Origin of the sequence: Burkholderia territorii, from assembly GCF_001718335.1 — a bacterium.
In the GTDB taxonomy this organism is placed as follows: domain Bacteria; phylum Pseudomonadota; class Gammaproteobacteria; order Burkholderiales; family Burkholderiaceae; genus Burkholderia; species Burkholderia territorii.
Genome location: NZ_CP013366.1, coordinates 2,821,287 through 2,840,721 on the forward strand (window position 1 = coordinate 2,821,287; position 19,435 = coordinate 2,840,721).

Here is a 19,435-nt window from a genome sequence, read left to right on the forward strand (position 1 = left end):
TCAGCTTTCCTTGACGACCATGTAGCCGAGCCCGCGCACGTTGCGGATCAGATCCGAGCCGAGCTTCTTGCGCAGCGCGTGGATGTAGACCTCGACCGTGTTGCTGCCGATCTCCTCGCCCCAGCCGTACATCTTTTCCTCGAGCTGGCTCTTCGACAGCACCGCGCCGGGCCGCGCGAGCAGCGCCTCGAGCAGCGCGAACTCGCGCGCGGACAGCGCGACGGGCGCGCCGTCGAGCGTCACCTGGTGCGAAGCCGGGTCGAGCGTCAGCGCGCCGTGACGGATCAGCGACTCGCTGCGCCCTGCCTGGCGGCGAATCAGCGCGCGCATCCGCGCACCCAGTTCGTCGAGGTCGAACGGCTTGACGAGGTAGTCGTCGGCGCCCGCGTCGAGGCCCTTCACGCGATCGGCGACCGCATCGCGCGCGGTGACGATCAGCACCGGCAGCGACAGCCCGCGCGCGCGCAGCGTGCGCAGCACGTCGATGCCGTCGCGCTTGGGCAGGCCGAGGTCGAGCAGCAGCAGGTCGTACGTCTCGCCGCCGAGCGCCGTGAGCGCGGCGTCGCCGTCCTGTACCCAGTCGACCGCGAAGCCGTCGGCGCGCAACGCCTTGCGCACGCCCTCGGCAATCATGCGATCGTCTTCAACAAGCAGAATCCGCATCGGAGCTGGAACCCATCGGGCGAGTCAAACATGGCGATCATTGTAGCGCCGCGAATCGCGTGCGCCCGGTGCAATGCAATAGAAAGGCGGATTCAACGGACATGTCCGCACTTGTCTCTACAATGTGCGCTCCGGCGCCGCGCGCGCCCCGCCCGAATTCCGTGCTTTTCCCGTATTCGCCCATGCCGATTTCCGATCTTTCCACCCGGTTCGCCCCCCGCGCCCGCCCGCTTCTGCGCGCGGCCGCCGTCGTCGCCACCTGCACGGCCCTTGCGTTCGCACCGTCCGCGCAGGCCCGCAAGAAGTCCCACAAGGAAGCGCGCAAGACCGCCGTCGTGTCGCCCGCCGCGCGGGCGGCCGGCCTGCCGGCGTCGGTGCTCGTCGCGCTGCAGCGCGCGAAGGTGCCGGCATCGGCGATGAGCGTCGTCGTCGAGCGCGTCGGCGACCCCGAGCCGCTGATCGCATGGAATGCGAACCGGCCGATGATGCCGGCGTCGACGATGAAGCTCGTCACGACCTTCTCGGGCCTGTCGATCCTCGGCCCCGACTACCGCTGGCGCACCACGGCGTATGCGGACGGCCCGGTCGATCCGGACGGCACGCTGCAGGGCAACCTGTACATCAAGGGCACCGGCGATCCGAAGCTCGTGCCGGAGGAACTGATCGACCTCGTCGACAAGCTGCGCAAGGCGGGCATCAAGCGCGTGGCCGGCGGCCTCGTGCTCGACAAGAGCTATTTCGCCGCGTCGACGCGCGACCTGCCGTCGTTCGACGACGACGCGAGCGCGCCGTACAACGTCGGCCCCGATCCGCTGCTGTACGCGTTCAAGGCCGTGTCGTTCACGGTCACGCCGGGCGACGACGGCAAGGTCGCCGTCGACGTGCTGCCGCCGCTCGCGAACCTGTCGATCGACAATCAGCTGTACGAAGGCACGGGGTCGTGCGGCGCGGCCGCCGCGGCCGCGCGTCCGACGCTGTCGGCCGGCGGCGGGATCATGACCGCGTCGTTCGTCGGCGACTACCCGCTGCGCTGCGGCGCGCGCACGACCAACCTGGCGATCCTCGATCACACGACGTTCTTCGCGCGCGGCTTCCTCGCGCTGTGGCAGCAGGACGGCGGCACGATCGCGGGCCCCGTCAGCGAAGGCAAGGTGCCGACCTCCGCGCGCCCGCTCGCCGTCCATCACAGCCCCGTGCTCGGCAGCATCGTCTACGACATCAACAAGTTCAGCAACAACGTGATGGCGCGCAACCTGTTCCTGACGATCGGCGCGGTTGCCGGCAAGCCGCCCGCGACACCCGAGCAGTCGAGTCGCGCGATTCGCGCGTTCCTGCAGAAGAGCGGGATCGCGATGCCCGACCTCGAGCTCGAGAACGGCTCGGGCCTGTCGCGCGACGAGCACGTGAGCGCGCAGTCGCTCGCCGCGCTGCTGCAGGCCGCGAACGCAAGCCCGGTCGCGCAGGCGTTCATCGATTCGCTGCCGATCGCCGGCATCGACGGCACGATGAAGAACCGCCTGACCAACGCCGGCGTGCTCGGCAACGCGCACATCAAGACCGGCACGCTGCGCGACGTGCGCGCGATCGCGGGCTACGTCGCCGGTGCCGACGGCCAGAGCTACATCGTCGTCAGTTTCATCAACGACGATCACGCGGAAGCCGCGCGCGCCGCGCACGACACCCTGCTCGAATGGATCTACGCGGGCGCGCACTGACGCCGCACGCGGCGCCCCAGCGCTTCGCCACCGGCCTGCGTCGATCGCGCCACGGCAGCATCCGCCGGGCCGCGCACGGCACCGGAATCTCGCCGGCACGGTTTGAAACGGCATCGGCCGCCCGCCAACGTTCCATCGCCCGCTGGCGCCGACCATAAAACGGGGCCGCACCGCGCGGCCCCGTTGCGCATGACTTCCGTAGAAACCCTGTCCTCAGAGGGAACCCTCTACGCTGCCCCCTCGCCTAGCGCGTGGCGATTGCGTAGGCTGTTGGCCTGACCGATATCTACAACGGGCCGTACGCCCGGCCTCACGGCTTGCAGGGGAAAGGAGGAGACACGCCCATGCGATTCGACGTCGAATTGCTTCTGCTCGCGCTGGCACCCGTCTTCCTGCTCTGCATCGCGTGGGAAGCCTGGCACCTCGCCCGCACGCGCGCGCAGGACCATGTTTATGCGTGGCGCGACACGCTGTGCAACGCGGTGCTCGCCCTGATGCACCAGGGCGCCGACAAGCTCGCGTGGCTGTTCGTGATCCCCGTTTATGCGTACTGCTACGCACATTTCCGGCTGTTCACGTGGCACGACGGCTGGCTGTCGTTCGCCGTGCTGTTCGTCGGCCAGGACTTCCTCTACTACGTGTTCCATCGCGCGAGCCATCGCGTGCGCTGGCTGTGGGCGGCGCACGTCGTGCATCACTCGTCCGAGCGGATGAATTTCTCGACCGCGTTCCGGCAGAGCCTCATGTATCCCGTCGCGGGCATGTGGGCGTTCTGGCTGCCGCTCGCGTTCCTCGGTTTTCCGCCGCAGCAGATCGTCGGCATCGTGCTGATCAACCTCGCGTTCCAGTTCTTCGTGCACACGCAGGCGATCGGCAAGCTCGGCTGGCTCGAATACGTGCTCAACACGCCGTCGATCCATCGCGCGCACCATGCGCGCAACCCGCGCTACATCGACCGCAATTACGCAGGTGTGCTCGTGATCTGGGACCGCCTGTTCGGCAGCTACGTCGAGGAGTCGCCCGACGATCCGCCGCAATACGGAATCGTCGAGCCGCTGGGCTCGAACAACCCGCTCGTCGCGACCTTTCACGAGTGGGTGTCGATGGCGGCCGACGCGTTACGCGTCCAAGGATGGCGCAACAAGCTGCGTGCGATTTTCGGCCCGCCCGAATGGGCGAGCGCTTATCATGCGCAGATCGCCGAGGCCGCGAATCACGATCCGCGCACCGCGCCGCTTGCGGCCGTACGCGACCAATAACCGTTTCAGCCAACGGCCGCCGCGCAGCCCGGATCCGAGCCGGCGCGCGGCAGATGAGAAACACATCGGGCCATATCTACGAGGAGATCGAACGATGCAGTCACAACGACAAATCCCGACGCGCCACCGTCAACGCCTGTTGCGCACCGCGCAGGTCGCGATCGCGGGCGCCGCGCTCGCGCTGCTCGCCGCGTGCGGCGGCGGCGACGACAACAACAGCAGCAGCGCGTCGAACACGCCGCCGTCCGGCGTGAAGATGCAGATCGTGTCGTTCGGCGACAGCCTGTCGGACGTCGGCACCTACTCGCAGATCAAGCTCGGTTTCGGCGGCGGCCGCTTCACGACCAACCCGGGCCAGGTGTGGACGCAGGACGTCGCGCAGTACTACGGCGACACGCTGCAACCCGCGAACCAGGGCGGCTTCGGCATTCCGCTGCAGGCCACGGGCGGCCTCGGCTACGCGCAGGGCGGCTCGCGCGTGACGCTGCAACCGGGCATCGGCCACGCGGACGCCAGCGTCGCGAACTCGGACTATGCACAGGCGACGACGACGCCGATCGCCGATCAGGTCAAGCAGTACCTGTCGCAGCACGGCAGCTTCAACGCCGGTCAGATCGTGCTGATCAACGGTGGCGCGAACGACATCTTCTATCAGGCGCAGGTCGCGCAGGCGCAAGGCAACACGCCGGCCGCGCAACTCGCGGCCGCGCAGGCGATCGGCCTCGCCGCCCAGCAGCTCGGTGGCATCGTCCAGCAGATCGTCGCGGCCGGTGCAACGCACGTGTTCGTCGCGACCGTGCCGGACATCGGCGGCACGCCGCTCGCGCTGCAAGGCGGCACGCAGGCCGCGTTCACGCAACTGTCGGGCCTCTTCAACAAGACGCTGGTCGGCACGCTGGCCGCACTGAAGGTCGACACGACGAAATACGCAGTGGTCGACGCGTTTACGTGGCAGGACGGCATCGCGGCCAACTACCAGGCGAACGGCTTCAGCGTGTCGAATACCGATACGGCGTGCAACCTGAAGGCGATGGTCCAGGCCGCCACGCAGTACGGCGTCGCGAACGCGACCGCGTTCGGCTCGTCGCTGTTCTGCTCGCCGCAGACCTACACGACCGCCAACGCGGACCAGACGTACATGTTCGCCGATACGGTCCACCCGACCACGCGCCTGCACGCGTTGTTCGCGCAATACGTCGAGCAGCAGATCGCGAAGTCCGGCGTCGGCAAGTAAGCCGCCGGCCACGCGCACAAACGAAAACGCCTGACCGGTTCGCGCCGGTCAGGCGTTTTTTTGCTGGTTCTTTGCTGGTCTTTTGCCGGCTCTTCGCTGGCTCGCCGGATGAAAGCGGCTACGTCAGTCGCGCGCTTCGAACGCCGCTGCCGCGCGGCCGAGACGATCGTTGACCGCGATCCACTCGACGGTCTCGGGCAGTTTCTCGACGAGGATACGTGCGACCTGCGCACGATCGAGCGCGCGCAGCATGCCGTACAGGTCGCGCGCATACGCCTGCGGATCTTCCGGCGCCGCGACGAAATGCACGCCGTCGGCCTGGGCCCAGCGTCCCGCGCGCGATGCGCGTGCGACGAGCGCGACACGTTCGCCGTCCGTCTGCGCGGCCGCGAGCAGCGGCTCGAGCGAGTCGAACGGCAGCAACGCGAGCGGCGTGCGCGGCGCGTAATGCGCCTTCAGCGTACCGGACGCGCGCGGCGCGGTCGCATCGCTGCCGTCCGGCAGGCGCGGCGCGCGGCCGAGCACGTCGGCAATCTGCTGCGGCGTCACGTGGCCCGGGCGCAGCAGCGCGGGGAAACCGCGCGACAGGTCGAGAATCGTCGATTCGATGCCGACCTCGGACGGGCCGCCGTCGAGCACGTGTACGGTGTCGCCGAATTCGTCGCGCACGTGCTGTGCGGTGGTCGGGCTCACGTGCCCGAAGCGGTTCGCGGACGGCGCGGCGACGCCGCCATGGCCGCCCCGCCGCGCGCTGAACGCGGCCAGTAGCGCCTGCGCGACCGGATGCGACGGACAGCGCAGGCCGACCGAATCCTGGCCGCCGCTCACGGCGTCCGGTATGCGTGCATGGCGCTTCAGGATCAGCGTCAGCGGGCCCGGCCAGAATGCATCGATCAACGCCTGCGCATCGGCGGGCAGTTCTTCGGCCCAGTAAGCGGGATCGCCGCCGGGCGGCAGATGCACGATCACCGGATGGTTCGCCGGGCGCCCTTTCGCCGCGTAGATGCGCGCGACGGCCTCGGGATTCGCCGCATCGCCGCCGAGCCCGTAGACGGTTTCGGTCGGGAACGCGACGAGTTGGCCGGCGTCGAGCAGCGCGGCGGCCGCGTCGATCTGCGCGGGCGTCACCGACTTCGGGAGATCGATGGACATCGGCTGGCGCCTCAGTCGAGCGGCACGCGCAGCAGTTGCGCGCACGCGTTGGCGGCGGCGACGGCTTCGTCGCGCGTCGGCGCCGTGAAGTTGACGTGGCCCATCTTGCGGCCGACGCGCGCCTCTTCCTTGCCGTACAGGTGCAGGTGCGCGGCCGGCATCGCGGCGACCGTGTCCCACGGCGGCGTGACGGCCTCGGCCGCCCCGTTGGGGAACCACACGTCGCCGAGGATGTTCAGCATCGCGGCCGGCGAATGCTGGTGCGGGTTGCCGAGCGGCATGCGCGTCATCGTGCGCACCTGCTGCTCGAACTGGCTCGTGGCGCACGCGTCGACCGTGTAATGGCCGGAATTGTGCGGGCGCGGCGCCATCTCGTTCGCGACGAACGAGCCGTCTTCCAGCACGAAGAATTCGACGCACAGCACGCCGACGTAGCCGAGCGTGTCGGCGATCCGCACGGCTGCCTGCTGCGCCTCCTCGACGCGCGCGGCGTCGGCGGCCGGCGCCGGCACGACGGTCAGCGCGAGGATGCCGTTGTGATGCACGTTCTGCGCGAGCGGAAATGCGGCCGAGCGGCCGTCCGCGCCGCGCGCGATCAATGCGGACACTTCGTATTTCAGCGGCAGGCGCTTCTCGAGCACGCACGGCACGCCGCCGAGCGACGCATGCGCGTCGCGCGCTTCCCGCGCGGTGCTCACGCGCACCTGGCCCTTGCCGTCGTAACCGAGGCGCGCCGTCTTCAGGATGCCCGGCAGCACCGCGTCGAGCGCGGCGTCGCCGAGCGCGGCGAGCGCCTGCGCCGATTCGATCACGACGTGCGGTGCGACCGGCACGCCCGACGCCTCGATGAAACGCTTCTCCGCGATCCGGTCCTGCGCGACCGCGACGCAGCGGCCGGCCGGCGCGACGAACGTCGTGCGCGCGAGGAAATCGAGGCTCGCGGCCGGCACGTTCTCGAATTCCGTCGACACGGCATCGCACAGCCCGGCCAGTTCGGCGAGCGCGGCTTCGTCGTCGTAGGCCGCGCGCAGGTGACGGTCGGCGACCGCGCCGGCGGGGCTCGTCGGATCGGGATCGAGCACGGCGACGCGATAGCCCATCGACTGGGCGGCAAAGCAGAACATGCGGCCGAGCTGGCCACCGCCGACCATGCCCAGCCACGCGCCGGGCAGGATCGGGGAAACGGAATCAGGAGTTGCGGTCATGTCAGTGGTCGGTCGCGACGGGCAACGCCCGCCGCAGTGGGGAAAATCGGGCGGCCGCCGAATCGCCGTGCGCCCGCCGGTGCACCGTCATTCGAGCGGCGGCAGCACCATCGCGTGCGCGGCTTCGTTCTGGCGCACGCGGAACGCGGCGAGACGGTTCGCGTAGTCGACCGACGTGCCGGACAGGATCGACACCGCGAACAGCGCGGCATTCGCGGCGCCGGCCTCGCCGATCGCGAACGTCGCGACCGGCACGCCCTTCGGCATCTGCACGATCGAGTGCAGCGAATCGACGCCCTTCAGGTACTTGCTCGCGACCGGCACGCCGAGCACCGGCACCGTGGTCTTTGCGGCCAGCATGCCGGGCAGGTGCGCGGCGCCGCCCGCGCCCGCGATGATCGCGCGCAGCCCGCGCTCGCGCGCCTTCTCCGCATAGTCGAACATCTCGTCGGGCATCCGGTGCGCGGACACGACCTTCGCTTCGTACGGCACGCCGAATTCCTGCAGGATAGCGACCGCGTTCTTCATCACGTCCCAGTCGGAACTCGAACCCATCAGCACGCCGACGAGCGGCGCGCTGTGCGTGTGGGCAGTCTGGACTTCACTCATTGTGCGTTCCTTCCTTCAGGCGAGCGGCTGGCCGGTGATGCGCTCGAGCGCTTCCTGGTACTTCGCGGCCGTCTTCTCGACGACGTCGGCCGGCAGTGCCGGTGCCGGCGCGGTCTTGCCCCACGGCTGCGCCTCGAGCCAGTCGCGCACGAACTGCTTGTCGAACGACGGCGGGTTGGTGCCGACCTGGTACTGGTCGGCCGGCCAGAAGCGCGACGAGTCGGCGGTCAGCACTTCGTCCATCAGGTACAGCTTGCCGTGGTTGTCGAGGCCGAATTCGAACTTCGTGTCGGCGATGATGATGCCGCGCGTCGCCGCGTAGTCGGCCGCTTCCTTGTACAGGCGGATCGAGATGTCGCGGATCGTCGCGGCCAGCTCGGTGCCGATGCGGCGCTCGGTTTCCTCGAACGTGATGTTCTCGTCGTGCTCGCCGAGCTCGGCCTTCGCGGCCGGCGTGAAGATCGGCTCGGGCAGCTTCTGCGCGTTCTGCAGCCCTTCCGGCAGCTTCACGCCGCACACGGCGCCCGACTGCTGGTATTCCTTCCAGCCGCTGCCGGCCAGGTAGCCGCGCACGACCGCCTCGATCATGATCGGCTCGAGGCGCTTGACGACGGCCGCGCGGCCCTTCACCTGCTCGACTTCGTCAGCCGCGACGACCGATTCCGGCGCGTCGCCGGTCAGGTGGTTCGGCACGATGTGCGCGAGCTTGTCGAACCAGAAGTTCGCCATCTGGTTCAGCACGCGGCCCTTGTTCGGAATCGGCTCGCCCATGATCACGTCGAATGCCGACAGGCGATCCGTCGTGACGATCAGGAGCTTGTCGTTGCCGACCGCGTAGTTGTCGCGGACCTTGCCGCGACCGAGGAGCGGCAGCGAGCGGAGCGTGGATTCGTAAAGGGTAGACATCGTCTTTTCGCAGATAAGGAGCCAAACAAAAGGGAAACGCCGTTCCCCGCGGCAGGCGGGAACGGCGGTCTTGCAATGCGTCGGCGCGCCGGCGGGCGCTCAGGCTCGCCGGCTGCCGGCCGGCCCTCGTTCGGCCGGATGGAGCGGCCGCCCCGGGGCCCGGACCGAATCCGGCGCCGCGGCGGCCAGCCTCGCCCCGGCGGCAGGACCGGGCGGGGCAATCGTACTACAGTCTCAGCGCACGACCTGCGCAAGCGCGCCGGACTTGTACTGCTCGGCGATCTTGTCGAGCGAGACCGGCTTGATCTTCGCGGCCTGGCCTTCGCAGCCGAACGCGAGGTAACGGTCGACGCACACCTTCTTCGCCGCTTCGCGCGCGGGCTTCAGGTAGTCGCGCGGGTCGAACTTGCCCGGGTTCTCGAACATGTAGCGGCGGATCGCGCCGGTGATCGCGAGGCGCAGGTCGGTGTCGATGTTGATCTTGCGCACGCCGTGCTTGATGCCTTCCTGGATTTCCTCGACCGGCACGCCGTAGGTTTCCTTCATGTCGCCGCCGAACTCGCGGATCTCGGCGAGGAGCTCCTGCGGCACCGACGACGAACCGTGCATCACGAGGTGCGTGTTCGGGATGCGTGCGTGGATTTCCTTGATGCGCTGGATCGACAGGATGTCGCCCGTCGGCTTCTTCGAGAACTTGTACGCGCCGTGCGACGTACCGATCGCGATCGCGAGCGCGTCGCACTGCGTGAGCTTCACGAAGTCGGCGGCCTGCTCCGGATCGGTCAGCAGCTGCTCGCGGGTCATCGTGCCTTCCGCGCCGTGGCCGTCTTCCTTGTCGCCCTTCATCGTCTCGAGCGAGCCGAGCACGCCGAGTTCGGCCTCGACCGTCACGCCGATCGAGTGCGCCATCTCGACGACCTTGCGCGACACGTCGACGTTGTATTCGTACGAGGCGACCGTCTTGCCGTCGGCTTCGAGCGAACCGTCCATCATCACGCTGGTGAAGCCGCTGCGGATCGCGGCCATGCAGACGGCCGGCGACTGGCCGTGGTCCTGGTGCATCACGACCGGGATGTGCGGATACGACTCGACCGCCGCTTCGATCAGGTGACGCAGGAACGGCTCGCCCGCGTACTTACGCGCGCCGGCCGATGCCTGCATGATCACGGGCGCGCCGACCTGATCCGCCGCCGCCATGATCGCCTGGACCTGCTCCAGGTTGTTCACGTTGAAGGCCGGCAGGCCGTAACCGTGCTCTGCCGCGTGGTCCAGCAATTGACGCATTGATACGAGAGGCATTGTGGAACTCCTTGGAATGAAAACCGGTGCGCCCTGACGCCGGAGCGGCGCTCGCTCCCTTGTGAGCCGGGACGGCGCGGCGCGGCTGAGCGTCGAATAGCCGCATTTTATCGCGAAGCGCCTCCGATTCCGACCGGCCGGTGGCGCGTACTCGCAATTTGTTACCTTCGCACGGCACAATCGGGCCAAAAAACAGAAAAAAAGCCGCGCGGGGCATCGGACCCCGCGCGGCTTTCGTCAAAAAAAACGGTGCCGGATCGGCTCCGGCGGCCGGTGGACGGCCAACCGGCCGCCCCGGCGCGTGCCGGCGCTCAGTAATGCTCGCCGACCCGCACGATCTTCAGCGTGTTGGTGCCGCCCGCCTGCCCCATCGGCTCGCCGACGGTGAGCACGACCATGTCGCCGTGCTGCACGTAGCCCTGCTTGACGACGATCTCGAGCGCGGCCTGCAGCGCCGAGTCGCGGTCGCTGTTGAAGTCGACGTGCAGCGGCGTCACGTTGCGGTACAGCGCCATCGTGCGCTCGCTGCCGACGCGCGGCGTCAGCGCGAAGATCGGCACGTGCGTGTAGTGACGCGACATCCACAGCGCGGTCGCGCCCGATTCGGTCAGCGCGACGATCGCCTTGGCACCGAGGTGATATGCGGTAAACAGCGCGCCCATCGCGATCGACTGGTCGATCCGCGTGAACGTGCGGTCGAGGAAATCCTTGTCCAGCTCGACGTGCTCGGACTTTTCCGCCTCGACGCACACGGCCGCCATCGTCTCGATCGTGACGACCGGGTACTTGCCGGCGGCCGTCTCGGCCGACAGCATCACCGCATCGGTGCCGTCGAGCACCGCGTTCGCGACGTCGGACACTTCCGCGCGGGTCGGCACCGGCGCGTGGATCATCGATTCCATCATCTGCGTCGCGGTGATCACGAGCTTGTTCGACTCGCGCGCCATCCGGATCATGCGCTTCTGCAGCGCCGGCACGGCCGCGTTGCCGACTTCGACCGCGAGGTCGCCGCGCGCGACCATGATGCCGTCGGACGCGTCGAGAATGCTCTGCAGCGCCGGAATCGCTTCGGCGCGCTCGATCTTCGCGATCATCTTCGGCTTGATGCCGTAAGGCGCGCCCGCGATGTTCGCGAGCTGGCGCGCCATTTCCATGTCCGTTGCGTTCTTCGGGAACGACACCGCGACGAGATCCGCGCCGAGCGACATCGCCGTGCGGATGTCCTCCATGTCCTTCGCGGTCAGCGCGGGCGCCGACAGGCCACCGCCCTGGCGGTTGATGCCCTTGTTGTTCGACAGCTCGCCGCCCACCTTGACGATCGTGTGGATCTCGTCACCGAGCACGCGCTCGACGGTCAGCACGATCAGGCCGTCGTTCAGCAGCAGCAGGTCGCCCGGCTTCAGGTCGCGCGGCAGCTCCTTGTAGTCGAGGCCGACGCGCTCGTCGTTGCCGAGTTCGCAGCCCGCGTCGAGGATGAAGGCCTGGCCCGGCACGAGCGTCGTCTTGCCGTTCTCGAACTTGCCGACGCGGATCTTCGGGCCCTGGAGGTCGGCCATGATCGCGATCTCGCGGCCGACCTTGCGGGCGGCCTCGCGCACCATCTCGGCGCGCTGGCGGTGATCGTCGGCCGTGCCGTGCGAAAAGTTGAGCCGCACGACGTCGAGGCCCGCCTGCATCATCTGCAGCAGAATCTCCGGCGAACTGGAAGCCGGGCCGATCGTGGCGACTATCTTGGTGGCGCGCTGCATGAAACTCCTCATCTGGATCAAGGTGGATGCGCTGGGTGAAACGCTGCGAGAGCCGGAATCGGCGGGCCCAGCGGCGGCCGTTCCGGGGGGCGTGCCGGTGCTTGCGTCCGGCATCGCTTTGTTCTGAATCTCGTGGTGCTGCACGGCCGCGTCGCCGGCGGCCGCCGGTGCGCGCGGGGTCGAGTTCGCCCGCGCGGGCGCGCGTTTGCGCTTGCCCGCGCCGGCCGGCTGCTCCGCCTTCGCGGAGCGCGCGGCCCTCGTCACCCCTGCGCGCGCCGCCACGCTCAGGCCGCCCGCGTTTCGAGCACTTCCACTGCCGGCAGCTTCTTCCCTTCGAGGAACTCGAGGAAGGCGCCGCCGCCCGTCGAGATGTAGCTGACCTGGTCGTGGATGCCGTACTTCGCGATGGCCGCGAGCGTGTCGCCGCCGCCCGCGATCGAGAACGCGGACGATTTGGCGATCGCTTCGGCGAGCGTCTTGGTGCCGTTGCCGAACTGGTCGAACTCGAACACGCCGACCGGGCCGTTCCACACGATCGTGCCGGCCTTCTCGAGCTGGCTGGCGAGCGCGCGGGCGGTGTCCGGGCCGATGTCGAGGATCATGTCGTCCGCTTCGATGTCGGCGACCTGCTTCACCGTGGCCGCGGCCGTCGGCGAGAATTCCTTGGCCGTCACGACGTCGGTCGGGATCGGCACCGACGCGCCGCGCTCGCGCGCCTCGTCGATGATCGCCTTCGCCTCGGCGACGAGATCGGCTTCCGCGAGCGACTTGCCGATCGACAGGCCGGCCGCGAGCATGAACGTGTTCGCGATGCCGCCGCCGACGATCAGCTGGTCGACCTTGCCGGCGAGCGACTTCAGAATCGTCAGCTTGGTCGACACCTTCGAGCCGGCGACGATCGCGACCAGCGGGCGGGCCGGGTTGCCGAGCGCCTTGCCGAGCGCGTCGAGTTCGGCGGCCAGCAGCGGACCCGCGCACGCGACGGGCGCGTACTTCGCGATCCCGTGGGTGGTCGCTTCCGCGCGGTGCGCGGTGCCGAACGCATCGTTGACGTAGACGTCGCAGAGCTTCGCCATCTTCTGCGCGAGCTCGTCCGAATTCTTCTTCTCGCCCTTGTTCACGCGGCAGTTCTCGAGCAGCACGACCTGGCCCGGCGCGACGTTCACGCCGTTGTCGACCCAGTTCGACACGAGCGGCACGTCGCGGCCGAGCAGCTCGGCGAGGCGCTTCGCGACCGGCGCGAGCGAGTCTTCCGGCTTGAATTCGCCTTCGGTCGGACGGCCGAGGTGCGACGTGACCATCACGGCCGCGCCGGCGTCGAGCGCGGCCTTGATGGCCGGCACGGACGCGCGCACGCGCGTGTCTTCGGTGATGTTGCCGTGATCGTCCTGCGGAACGTTCAGGTCGGCGCGGATGAACACCCGCTTGCCGGCGAGCTGGCCGGCGGCGATCAGGTCGGTAAGACGCTTGACTTGGCTCATGTTGAACAGATTGAAGTAGTGGATGGGGAAAGGGGGTTTCACGCTGGACGTGCGCGGGCTGCCGCGAAAGGGCGCCGGATGCGGCCGTGGCTGGCGGTTCGCATGACGCGCACGGGTAAAAAATCTCGAACGGGCATTCTAGCCGATCCATCCGGCAGACTGACCCGTGCGGCGGCGAATTCCGCCTATTTGGGATCGCGCGCGGCCACCGACCTTTTCCCGCAATGCAGCAATCCATGCGCGCGAGCGGCCGGCGCCCGGTGCGCCGGCACGGCGATTCGTCAGAAGATCAGTCGCAGCACGGTGAAGACGAGCATGCCGACGACGATCGTGCCGAGCATGCTGCGCCGCCACAAGAACCAGCCGAGGCCGGCGAGCGCGGCATAGAACGGATGGTTGGACAGCGCGAACGACAGCCCGGCCGGCGTTTCGAGCAGGTCGGGCAGCACGACCGCGACGAGCGCGGCGGCCGGCGCGTAGCGCAACGCGCGCTGCGCGCGCTCGGGCAGCACGGTGCGTTCGCCGCCGATCAGGAACAGCGCGCGCGTGACGGCGGTGACGATCGTCATCCCGACGATCACGATCCAGATTTCCGTCGCGCTCATTCGACTTCCTTCTCGTGGACGGTTTCGGTGCGGATGCGGCGCCAGTCGGCGCGTTCGACGAAGAAATCGGCCATGCAGCCGGCCGCGAGCGCGGCCAGCACCGCGATCGGCAGCGCGAGCCGGTACGGCAGGTCGAACGCGATCAGCGACACGATGCCCGCGACGGCAACGGCCGCGACCGTCGAGCGGTTCGCGACCGCCGACACGATGATCGGCAGCAGCGCGAGCGTGCCGGCCAGCTCCAGCCCCCAGCTCGCGGGAAAAAGGCTCGCGAGCAGGATGCCGGCGAGCGACGACACCTGCCACGACGCCCAGCTCGCGAGCGCCATCCCCCAGAAATACGCCTCCTTGCCCGGCACGTGGCCGTAAGCAAAGCCCTGTTTCTGGAACAGCAGGTAGATCACGTCGCCGTTGAAATAGCCGATCGCGAGGCGCCGCCACAGCGGCAGGTAGGAAAAATGGGGAGCAAGCCCCGCGCTGAAGATCACGAAGCGCAGGTTGACCATCGCGGCCGTAAGCAGGATCGTCCAGATCGGCAGCTTCGCGACGAGCAGCGGCAGCACCGCGAGCTGCGACGAGCCCGCGTAGACGAAGATCGACATCGCGCTCGCCTGCCCCAGCGTCATCACCGACTTGCTCATCGCGACCCCGGTCACGAGCCCCCAGGACAGGATCGCCATCAGTGTCGGGGAATAGTCGCGCGCGCCCTGGATCAGCGCGAAGCGGTCGGTGGCGGACAATCGAGCGAGCATGGGAAGCGGGCCGCGGCGGGCAGTTCGCCGGGCCGCCGGCGCCTCCTGCCGGTACGACCCGTCGTTATTGGAATCGGTACCGGGCGATTATAGCGCCGGCACCTTGCCGACCGACCGGATCGCCTTCAAATGACGCTAAAATAAACGTCTTTCCGGCTCAATGCTGCACACAACCCGCTGTACAACCGCTTCCCAGGAGAATCCTATGTCAATGGCCGACCGCGACGGCAAGATCTGGATGGACGGCAAGCTGATCGACTGGCGCGACGCCAAGATCCACGTCCTGACCCATACGCTGCACTACGGCATGGGCGTCTTCGAGGGCGTGCGTGCGTACAAGACGGCCGACGGCAGCACCGCGATCTTCCGTCTGCGCGAGCACACCAAACGTCTGCTGAATTCGGCGAAGATCTTCCAGATGGACGTGCCGTTCGACCGGGAAACGCTCGAAGCCGCGCAGCTCGAAGTCGTGCGCGAGAACAAGCTCGAGTCGTGCTACCTGCGCCCGATCATCTGGGTCGGCTCGGAAAAGCTCGGCGTGTCGGCCAAGGGCAACACGATCCACGTCGCGATCGCCGCATGGCCGTGGGGCGCGTACCTCGGCGAGGACGGCCTCGCGAAGGGCATCCGCGTGAAGACGTCGTCGTTCACGCGCCACCACGTGAACGTGTCCATGGTGCGCGCGAAGGCGTCGGGCTGGTACGTGAACTCGATCCTCGCGAACCAGGAAGCGACCGCCGACGGCTACGACGAAGCGCTGCTGCTCGACGTCGACGGCTACGTGTCGGAGGGCTCCGGCGAGAACTTCTTCCTCGTGAACAACGGCAAGCTGTACACGCCGGATCTTTCGTCGTGCCTCGACGGCATCACGCGCGACACGATCATCACGCTCGCGAAGGACGCCGGCATCGAGGTGATCGAGAAGCGCATCACGCGCGACGAGGTCTACACGGCCGACGAAGCGTTCTTCACGGGCACGGCCGCCGAAGTCACGCCGATCCGCGAGCTCGACAACCGCACGATCGGCAGCGGCGCGCGCGGCCCGGTCACGGAAAAGCTCCAGTCGGCATTTTTCGATATCGTGTCGGGCAAGAACGCGAAGTACGCGCACTGGCTGACGAAGGTCTGAGCGCGCTGCGCCACCGACCGCCCCACAAAAGAGTGATAAGAGAAAGTCTCATGAGTGAAATCAAGGAAATGCCGCTGGTCGAGCTGACGGCCAAGGATCTCCCCGCCTACTGCCCGAACCCCGCCATGGCGCGCTGGAGTGCGCACCCGCGCGTGTTCATCGACGTGTCGCACGGCGAGGCACGCTGCCCGTACTGCGGCACGCGCTACAAGCTGCGCGACGGCGAGGTGGTCAAGGGCCACTGAGCCGCGACCGGGCCCTTGGGCCCGCCGCACGCGAGGCGGCGCAGCCGGAACCCCGGCGCGCCGCCCTTTTCCTGTTCTGACAACCCGAACGCGGCGCATGCGCGCCGTGCTTCATTACGACATCGGAAGTCGACCTGATGCGTCGAGCGCTGGTTATCGCACCGAACTGGATCGGTGACGCATTGATGGCGCAGCCGCTTTTTGCGCTGCTGAAGAAGCTCCATCCCCGCATCGCGATCGATGCCGTCGCGCCCACCTGGGTCGCGCCCGTGCTCGAGCGGATGCCCGAGATCCACGATGTCTACGCGACCGACCTCGCGCACGGCAAGCTGCAGCTGCTGCGCCGCTGGCAGCTCGCGACCGACCTGCGCGACGTCGGCTACGACGCGGCCTACGTGCTGCCGAATTCGCTGAAGTCCGCGGTGATCCCGTGGCTCGCGAACATCCCGCTGCGCATCGGCTACACGGGCGAGCACCGCTACGGGCTGTTGAACGTGCGGCACGCGAACCCCGACAAGTCGGCCGAGCGTGCGCCGATGACGACCCACTACGCGGCCCTCGCGTATGCGCCGGGCGCGAAGCTGCCCGAGTCGATGAAGACGTTGCCCGCGCCGCGCCTCGACGCCGACCTGAACGAGACGGCGCGCGTGTCCGCACGTTTCAATCTCGATACGCGCAAGCCGCTCGTCGTGTTCTGCCCCGGCGCGGAATACGGGCCGGCCAAGCGCTGGCCGCCCGAGCATTTCGCGACGCTCGCGACGATCGTCCACCAGTCGTTCCCGTACACGCAGATCGTCGCGCTCGGCTCGCAGAAGGATGCCGCCGCCGCGCAGGCGATCGCCGACCACGCGCCGAACGTGCGCAATCTGTGCGGGCAGACGTCGCTGTCCGAGGCGTGCGCGCTCATCGCGCGCGCGAACGCGGTCGTGACCAACGATTCGGGGCTGATGCACGTCGCGGCCGCGTTGCGCCGCCCGCTCGTCGCGCTGTACGGGTCGACGGATCCGCGCCACACCCCTCCGCTGTCGGAGCTGGCGAAGGTACAATGGCTGCATCTCGAATGCAGTCCCTGCTTCCAACGCGAGTGCCCGCTCGGCCATCTGAACTGCCTGCGCGAACTCGGTCCCGAGCAGGTATTCGGCGATTTGCGCGGCATGCTCGTCGGGCAGCGCTGACCCTGGCCGGCAGCGTCGCACGACGCGCCGGGCAATCCGATTCACCGGTGTACGGCGGCTCCACCCGGGCCGCCGTGCTTAATACGGCGCGCGACGCGCGCGAGAGATAACCCCGATGCCACGTTTTGCCCGCCTCTTCGAAGCCGCTGCCGATACGCTGAACGCTTACTACCAGGCCGTCGCCGATGCCAATCTCGACGCGTTGCTGGGGTTGTGGATCGACGAGGACTTCGCCAGCTGCGTCTGGGCCGACGGCGAGCATCTGCACGGCCTCGACCAGATCCGCAGCGGGCTGGCGAACCGCCTCGCGACGCGCCCCGTGACGATCGAGCCGCTCGACATCCGCGTGTACGACAGTCTCGGCACCGTCGTCTACACGATCGCCGAAGCGCACCAGCAGGCCGACCTGACGGCCGAACCGGACATGGTTTTCGCCACGTACGTGATGATCCACGAACGCGGCGAGTGGCGCATCGCGCACATCCACGCGAGCCCGATTCCCGAACAAGCGGCCGGACAATTCGCCGCGAAGATCCGTCACGGGCAGGGTCCGCTGCACTGACGAAGAACGAAGCAACGCATTAGCGGGGCGATCATGAGTACGGCTTCTCCGCCCACCTCGCCGCTGACGGGGGCCCCGGCCCCCGACAACGATTCATTGCGCTATCGCGCACCGCGCTGGCTGCCGAACAGCCATGCCCAAACCATCGTGCCTGCGCTGTTCGCACGGCGTCCGGCGGTCGCGTACCGACGAGAGCGATGGGAAACCCCCGACCACGACTTCATCGATCTCGACTGGGTCGCGCATCTCGACAGCGCCGCGCCGCCGCCCGACGCGCCGCTGTTCGTGCTGTTCCACGGCCTCGAAGGCTCTTCCGGCTCGCACTACGCGCTGGCGATGATGGCCGCCGCGCGCGCGAAGGGCTGGCACGCGGTCGTCCCGCACTTTCGCAGTTGCAGCGGCGAGCTCAACCGCCAGCCGCGCTTCTACCATCTCGCCGACAGCGCCGAAGTCGACTGGATCCTGCGCCGGCTCGCCGCGCAGCATCGCGGGCCGATCGTCGCGGCCGGCGTGTCGCTCGGCGGCAACGTGCTGCTGCGCTGGCTCGGCGAGCATCGCAGCGACACGTCGATCGTGCACGCGGCCGCCGCGATCTCGACGCCGATCGACGTGCACGCGGGCGGCCGCGCGCTGTCGCAGGGTTTCGCGATGGTCTATACGCGCAGCTTCCTGAAGACGCTGAAGCGCAAGGCGCTCGCGAAGCTCGATCAGTATCCGGGGCTGTTCGACCGCGACGCGATGCTGCGGGCCGTGACGATGCGCGACTTCGACGAAGTCGTGACCGCGCCGCTGCACGGTTTCGCAAACGCCGACGACTACTGGACCCAGGCCACGACGCGCCCGCTGCTGCCCGCGATCGACGTGCCGACGCTGATTCTCAACGCCCGCAACGATCCTTTCCTGCCCGAATCCGCGCTGCCGAGCGCCGCCGACGTGTCGCCGGCCATCGAGCTCGACCAGCCCGCGCACGGCGGCCACGCGGGATTCATGACCGGGCCGTTCCCCGGGCGCCTCGACTGGCTGTCGGCGCGCGTGTTCGGCTATTGCTCGAAATTCGTCGACCATGGATGACATCGTCAGGCAGGCCCTCGCCAAGTGGCCGAACGTGCCGCACTGCACCGGCTGGCTGCTGCTCGACCGGCGCGGCCAGTGGCGGCTGCGCGACGACGCCGCGCAAGCCGCCGGCGAGCTCGGCTCGCCGGTGCGGCATGCGGCACTGAACGCGTTCATCGGACGCAACTACGACTGCGACGCGCACGGCCAGTGGTTCTTCCAGAACGGGCCGCAGCGCGTGTACGTCGAGCTCGCCTATACGCCGTGGGTCGTGCGACTGGCCGAACGCGACGGCCAACTTGCGCTGACCGACCAGACCGGCGCGCCGTTCGAGCCGGACGCCGCGTGGCTCGACGATGCGGGTGGCGTGCTGTTTCGCGCGGCCGGCTCGCCGCCGCGCATCGCGGCGCTGCACGACCACGACCTCGGCCTGTTCGCCGATCACGCGGACTTCGACGCGACGCCGCCCGTGCTGCGCTGGCGCGACGGGCATACGCTGGCGCTCGGCAATCTCGCCCGCGCCGACGTTCCGGCGACGTTCGGCTTCGTCGCGAGTCCCGCGCAGCGGGCGCAGCGCGACGCATCGGATGGCCGCAACGGTCCCGTCGAAGGCTGACACGCACGCTCCCCGCTCGCCTGACGG

At 68.5% G+C, this 19,435-nt stretch carries 20 protein-coding genes; 10 read left to right on the forward strand and 10 right to left on the reverse strand.

Annotated elements, in window-relative coordinates:
• A complete protein-coding gene (locus tag WS51_RS23530; RefSeq protein WP_040141750.1) occupies positions 1 to 663 on the reverse strand; it encodes a response regulator in 663 nt (220 codons plus the stop codon).
• A 182-nt stretch (positions 664 to 845) separates the two neighbouring features.
• Here WS51_RS23530 and dacB point away from each other — a divergent pair, with 182 nt between their 5' ends.
• From dacB to WS51_RS23545, 3 genes are all read left to right on the forward strand, one after another.
• Positions 846 to 2,378, forward strand: a complete 1,533-nt coding sequence (gene dacB / locus WS51_RS23535) for a D-alanyl-D-alanine carboxypeptidase/D-alanyl-D-alanine endopeptidase (RefSeq protein ID WP_059506788.1) — start codon at positions 846 to 848, stop codon at positions 2,376 to 2,378.
• A gap of 344 nt (positions 2,379 to 2,722) precedes the next feature.
• Positions 2,723 to 3,637 (forward strand): sterol desaturase family protein, encoded by a 915-nt coding sequence (locus WS51_RS23540; protein ID WP_059447769.1) that lies wholly within the window; start codon positions 2,723 to 2,725, stop codon positions 3,635 to 3,637.
• Positions 3,638 to 3,731: 94 nt separating this feature from the next.
• On the forward strand, positions 3,732 to 4,871 hold the full coding sequence (locus tag WS51_RS23545; protein ID WP_059545410.1) for an SGNH/GDSL hydrolase family protein: 1,140 nt from the start codon (positions 3,732 to 3,734) through the stop codon (positions 4,869 to 4,871).
• Between the two features lie 123 nt (positions 4,872 to 4,994).
• Here WS51_RS23545 and WS51_RS23550 read toward each other — a convergent pair whose 3' ends face one another.
• The 6 genes from WS51_RS23550 to pyk form a co-directional block, all read right to left on the reverse strand.
• Positions 4,995 to 6,023 (reverse strand): L-threonylcarbamoyladenylate synthase, encoded by a 1,029-nt coding sequence (locus tag WS51_RS23550; protein ID WP_059447771.1) that lies wholly within the window; start codon positions 6,021 to 6,023, stop codon positions 4,995 to 4,997.
• Positions 6,024 to 6,034: 11 nt separating this feature from the next.
• Positions 6,035 to 7,228, reverse strand: a complete 1,194-nt coding sequence (locus WS51_RS23555) for a 5-(carboxyamino)imidazole ribonucleotide synthase (RefSeq protein ID WP_069229838.1) — start codon at positions 7,226 to 7,228, stop codon at positions 6,035 to 6,037.
• Positions 7,229 to 7,315: 87 nt separating this feature from the next.
• Complete coding sequence (gene purE, locus WS51_RS23560; protein WP_059447773.1) at positions 7,316 to 7,837, reverse strand: 5-(carboxyamino)imidazole ribonucleotide mutase; 522 nt, start codon at positions 7,835 to 7,837, stop codon at positions 7,316 to 7,318.
• 15 nt (positions 7,838 to 7,852) lie between these two features.
• Positions 7,853 to 8,743 (reverse strand): phosphoribosylaminoimidazolesuccinocarboxamide synthase, encoded by an 891-nt coding sequence (locus WS51_RS23565; RefSeq protein WP_059447774.1) that lies wholly within the window; start codon positions 8,741 to 8,743, stop codon positions 7,853 to 7,855.
• A 234-nt stretch (positions 8,744 to 8,977) separates the two neighbouring features.
• Positions 8,978 to 10,042 (reverse strand): class II fructose-bisphosphate aldolase, encoded by a 1,065-nt coding sequence (gene fba, locus WS51_RS23570; RefSeq protein ID WP_059447775.1) that lies wholly within the window; start codon positions 10,040 to 10,042, stop codon positions 8,978 to 8,980.
• Positions 10,043 to 10,353: 311 nt separating this feature from the next.
• Positions 10,354 to 11,790 (reverse strand): pyruvate kinase, encoded by a 1,437-nt coding sequence (pyk, locus tag WS51_RS23575; protein WP_059447904.1) that lies wholly within the window; start codon positions 11,788 to 11,790, stop codon positions 10,354 to 10,356.
• Between pyk and WS51_RS33045 the strand changes: the two genes are divergently transcribed.
• Positions 11,789 to 11,917 (forward strand): hypothetical protein, encoded by a 129-nt coding sequence (locus WS51_RS33045; protein WP_257785637.1) that lies wholly within the window; start codon positions 11,789 to 11,791, stop codon positions 11,915 to 11,917. The genes pyk and WS51_RS33045 overlap by 2 nt on opposite strands.
• A gap of 157 nt (positions 11,918 to 12,074) precedes the next feature.
• Here WS51_RS33045 and WS51_RS23580 read toward each other — a convergent pair whose 3' ends face one another.
• The 3 genes from WS51_RS23580 to WS51_RS23590 all read right to left on the reverse strand — a co-directional run bounded on the left by WS51_RS23580 (position 12,075) and on the right by WS51_RS23590 (position 14,628).
• Complete coding sequence (locus WS51_RS23580; protein WP_059792112.1) at positions 12,075 to 13,271, reverse strand: phosphoglycerate kinase; 1,197 nt, start codon at positions 13,269 to 13,271, stop codon at positions 12,075 to 12,077.
• A gap of 281 nt (positions 13,272 to 13,552) precedes the next feature.
• Positions 13,553 to 13,876: an AzlD domain-containing protein gene (locus WS51_RS23585; RefSeq protein WP_059447776.1), complete on the reverse strand. Its 324-nt coding sequence runs from the start codon at positions 13,874 to 13,876 to the stop codon at positions 13,553 to 13,555.
• The gene (locus WS51_RS23590) at positions 13,873 to 14,628 is read right to left on the reverse strand and encodes an AzlC family ABC transporter permease (RefSeq protein ID WP_059447777.1); all 756 of its coding nucleotides are present in this window, start codon (positions 14,626 to 14,628) and stop codon (positions 13,873 to 13,875) included. The genes WS51_RS23585 and WS51_RS23590 overlap by 4 nt, the downstream gene beginning before the upstream one ends.
• A 205-nt stretch (positions 14,629 to 14,833) precedes the next feature.
• Here WS51_RS23590 and WS51_RS23595 point away from each other — a divergent pair, with 205 nt between their 5' ends.
• From WS51_RS23595 to WS51_RS23620, 6 genes are all read left to right on the forward strand, one after another.
• Entirely contained in the window at positions 14,834 to 15,757 is a 924-nt protein-coding gene (locus tag WS51_RS23595) for a branched-chain amino acid transaminase (RefSeq protein WP_059447778.1), read from the forward strand.
• Between the two features lie 50 nt (positions 15,758 to 15,807).
• Positions 15,808 to 16,002, forward strand: a complete 195-nt coding sequence (locus WS51_RS23600) for a zinc-finger domain-containing protein (protein WP_006749970.1) — start codon at positions 15,808 to 15,810, stop codon at positions 16,000 to 16,002.
• A 137-nt stretch (positions 16,003 to 16,139) separates the two neighbouring features.
• The gene (gene waaF / locus WS51_RS23605) at positions 16,140 to 17,177 is read left to right on the forward strand and encodes a lipopolysaccharide heptosyltransferase II (protein WP_059465704.1); all 1,038 of its coding nucleotides are present in this window, start codon (positions 16,140 to 16,142) and stop codon (positions 17,175 to 17,177) included.
• A gap of 115 nt (positions 17,178 to 17,292) precedes the next feature.
• Complete coding sequence (locus tag WS51_RS23610) at positions 17,293 to 17,739, forward strand: nuclear transport factor 2 family protein (protein WP_006749968.1); 447 nt, start codon at positions 17,293 to 17,295, stop codon at positions 17,737 to 17,739.
• Positions 17,740 to 17,772: 33 nt separating this feature from the next.
• Positions 17,773 to 18,810 (forward strand): hydrolase, encoded by a 1,038-nt coding sequence (locus tag WS51_RS23615; protein ID WP_069229839.1) that lies wholly within the window; start codon positions 17,773 to 17,775, stop codon positions 18,808 to 18,810.
• Complete coding sequence (locus WS51_RS23620) at positions 18,803 to 19,408, forward strand: DUF2946 family protein (RefSeq protein WP_069229840.1); 606 nt, start codon at positions 18,803 to 18,805, stop codon at positions 19,406 to 19,408. Before WS51_RS23615 ends, WS51_RS23620 begins: the two co-directional genes overlap by 8 nt.
• Positions 19,409 to 19,435 lie beyond the last annotated feature (27 nt).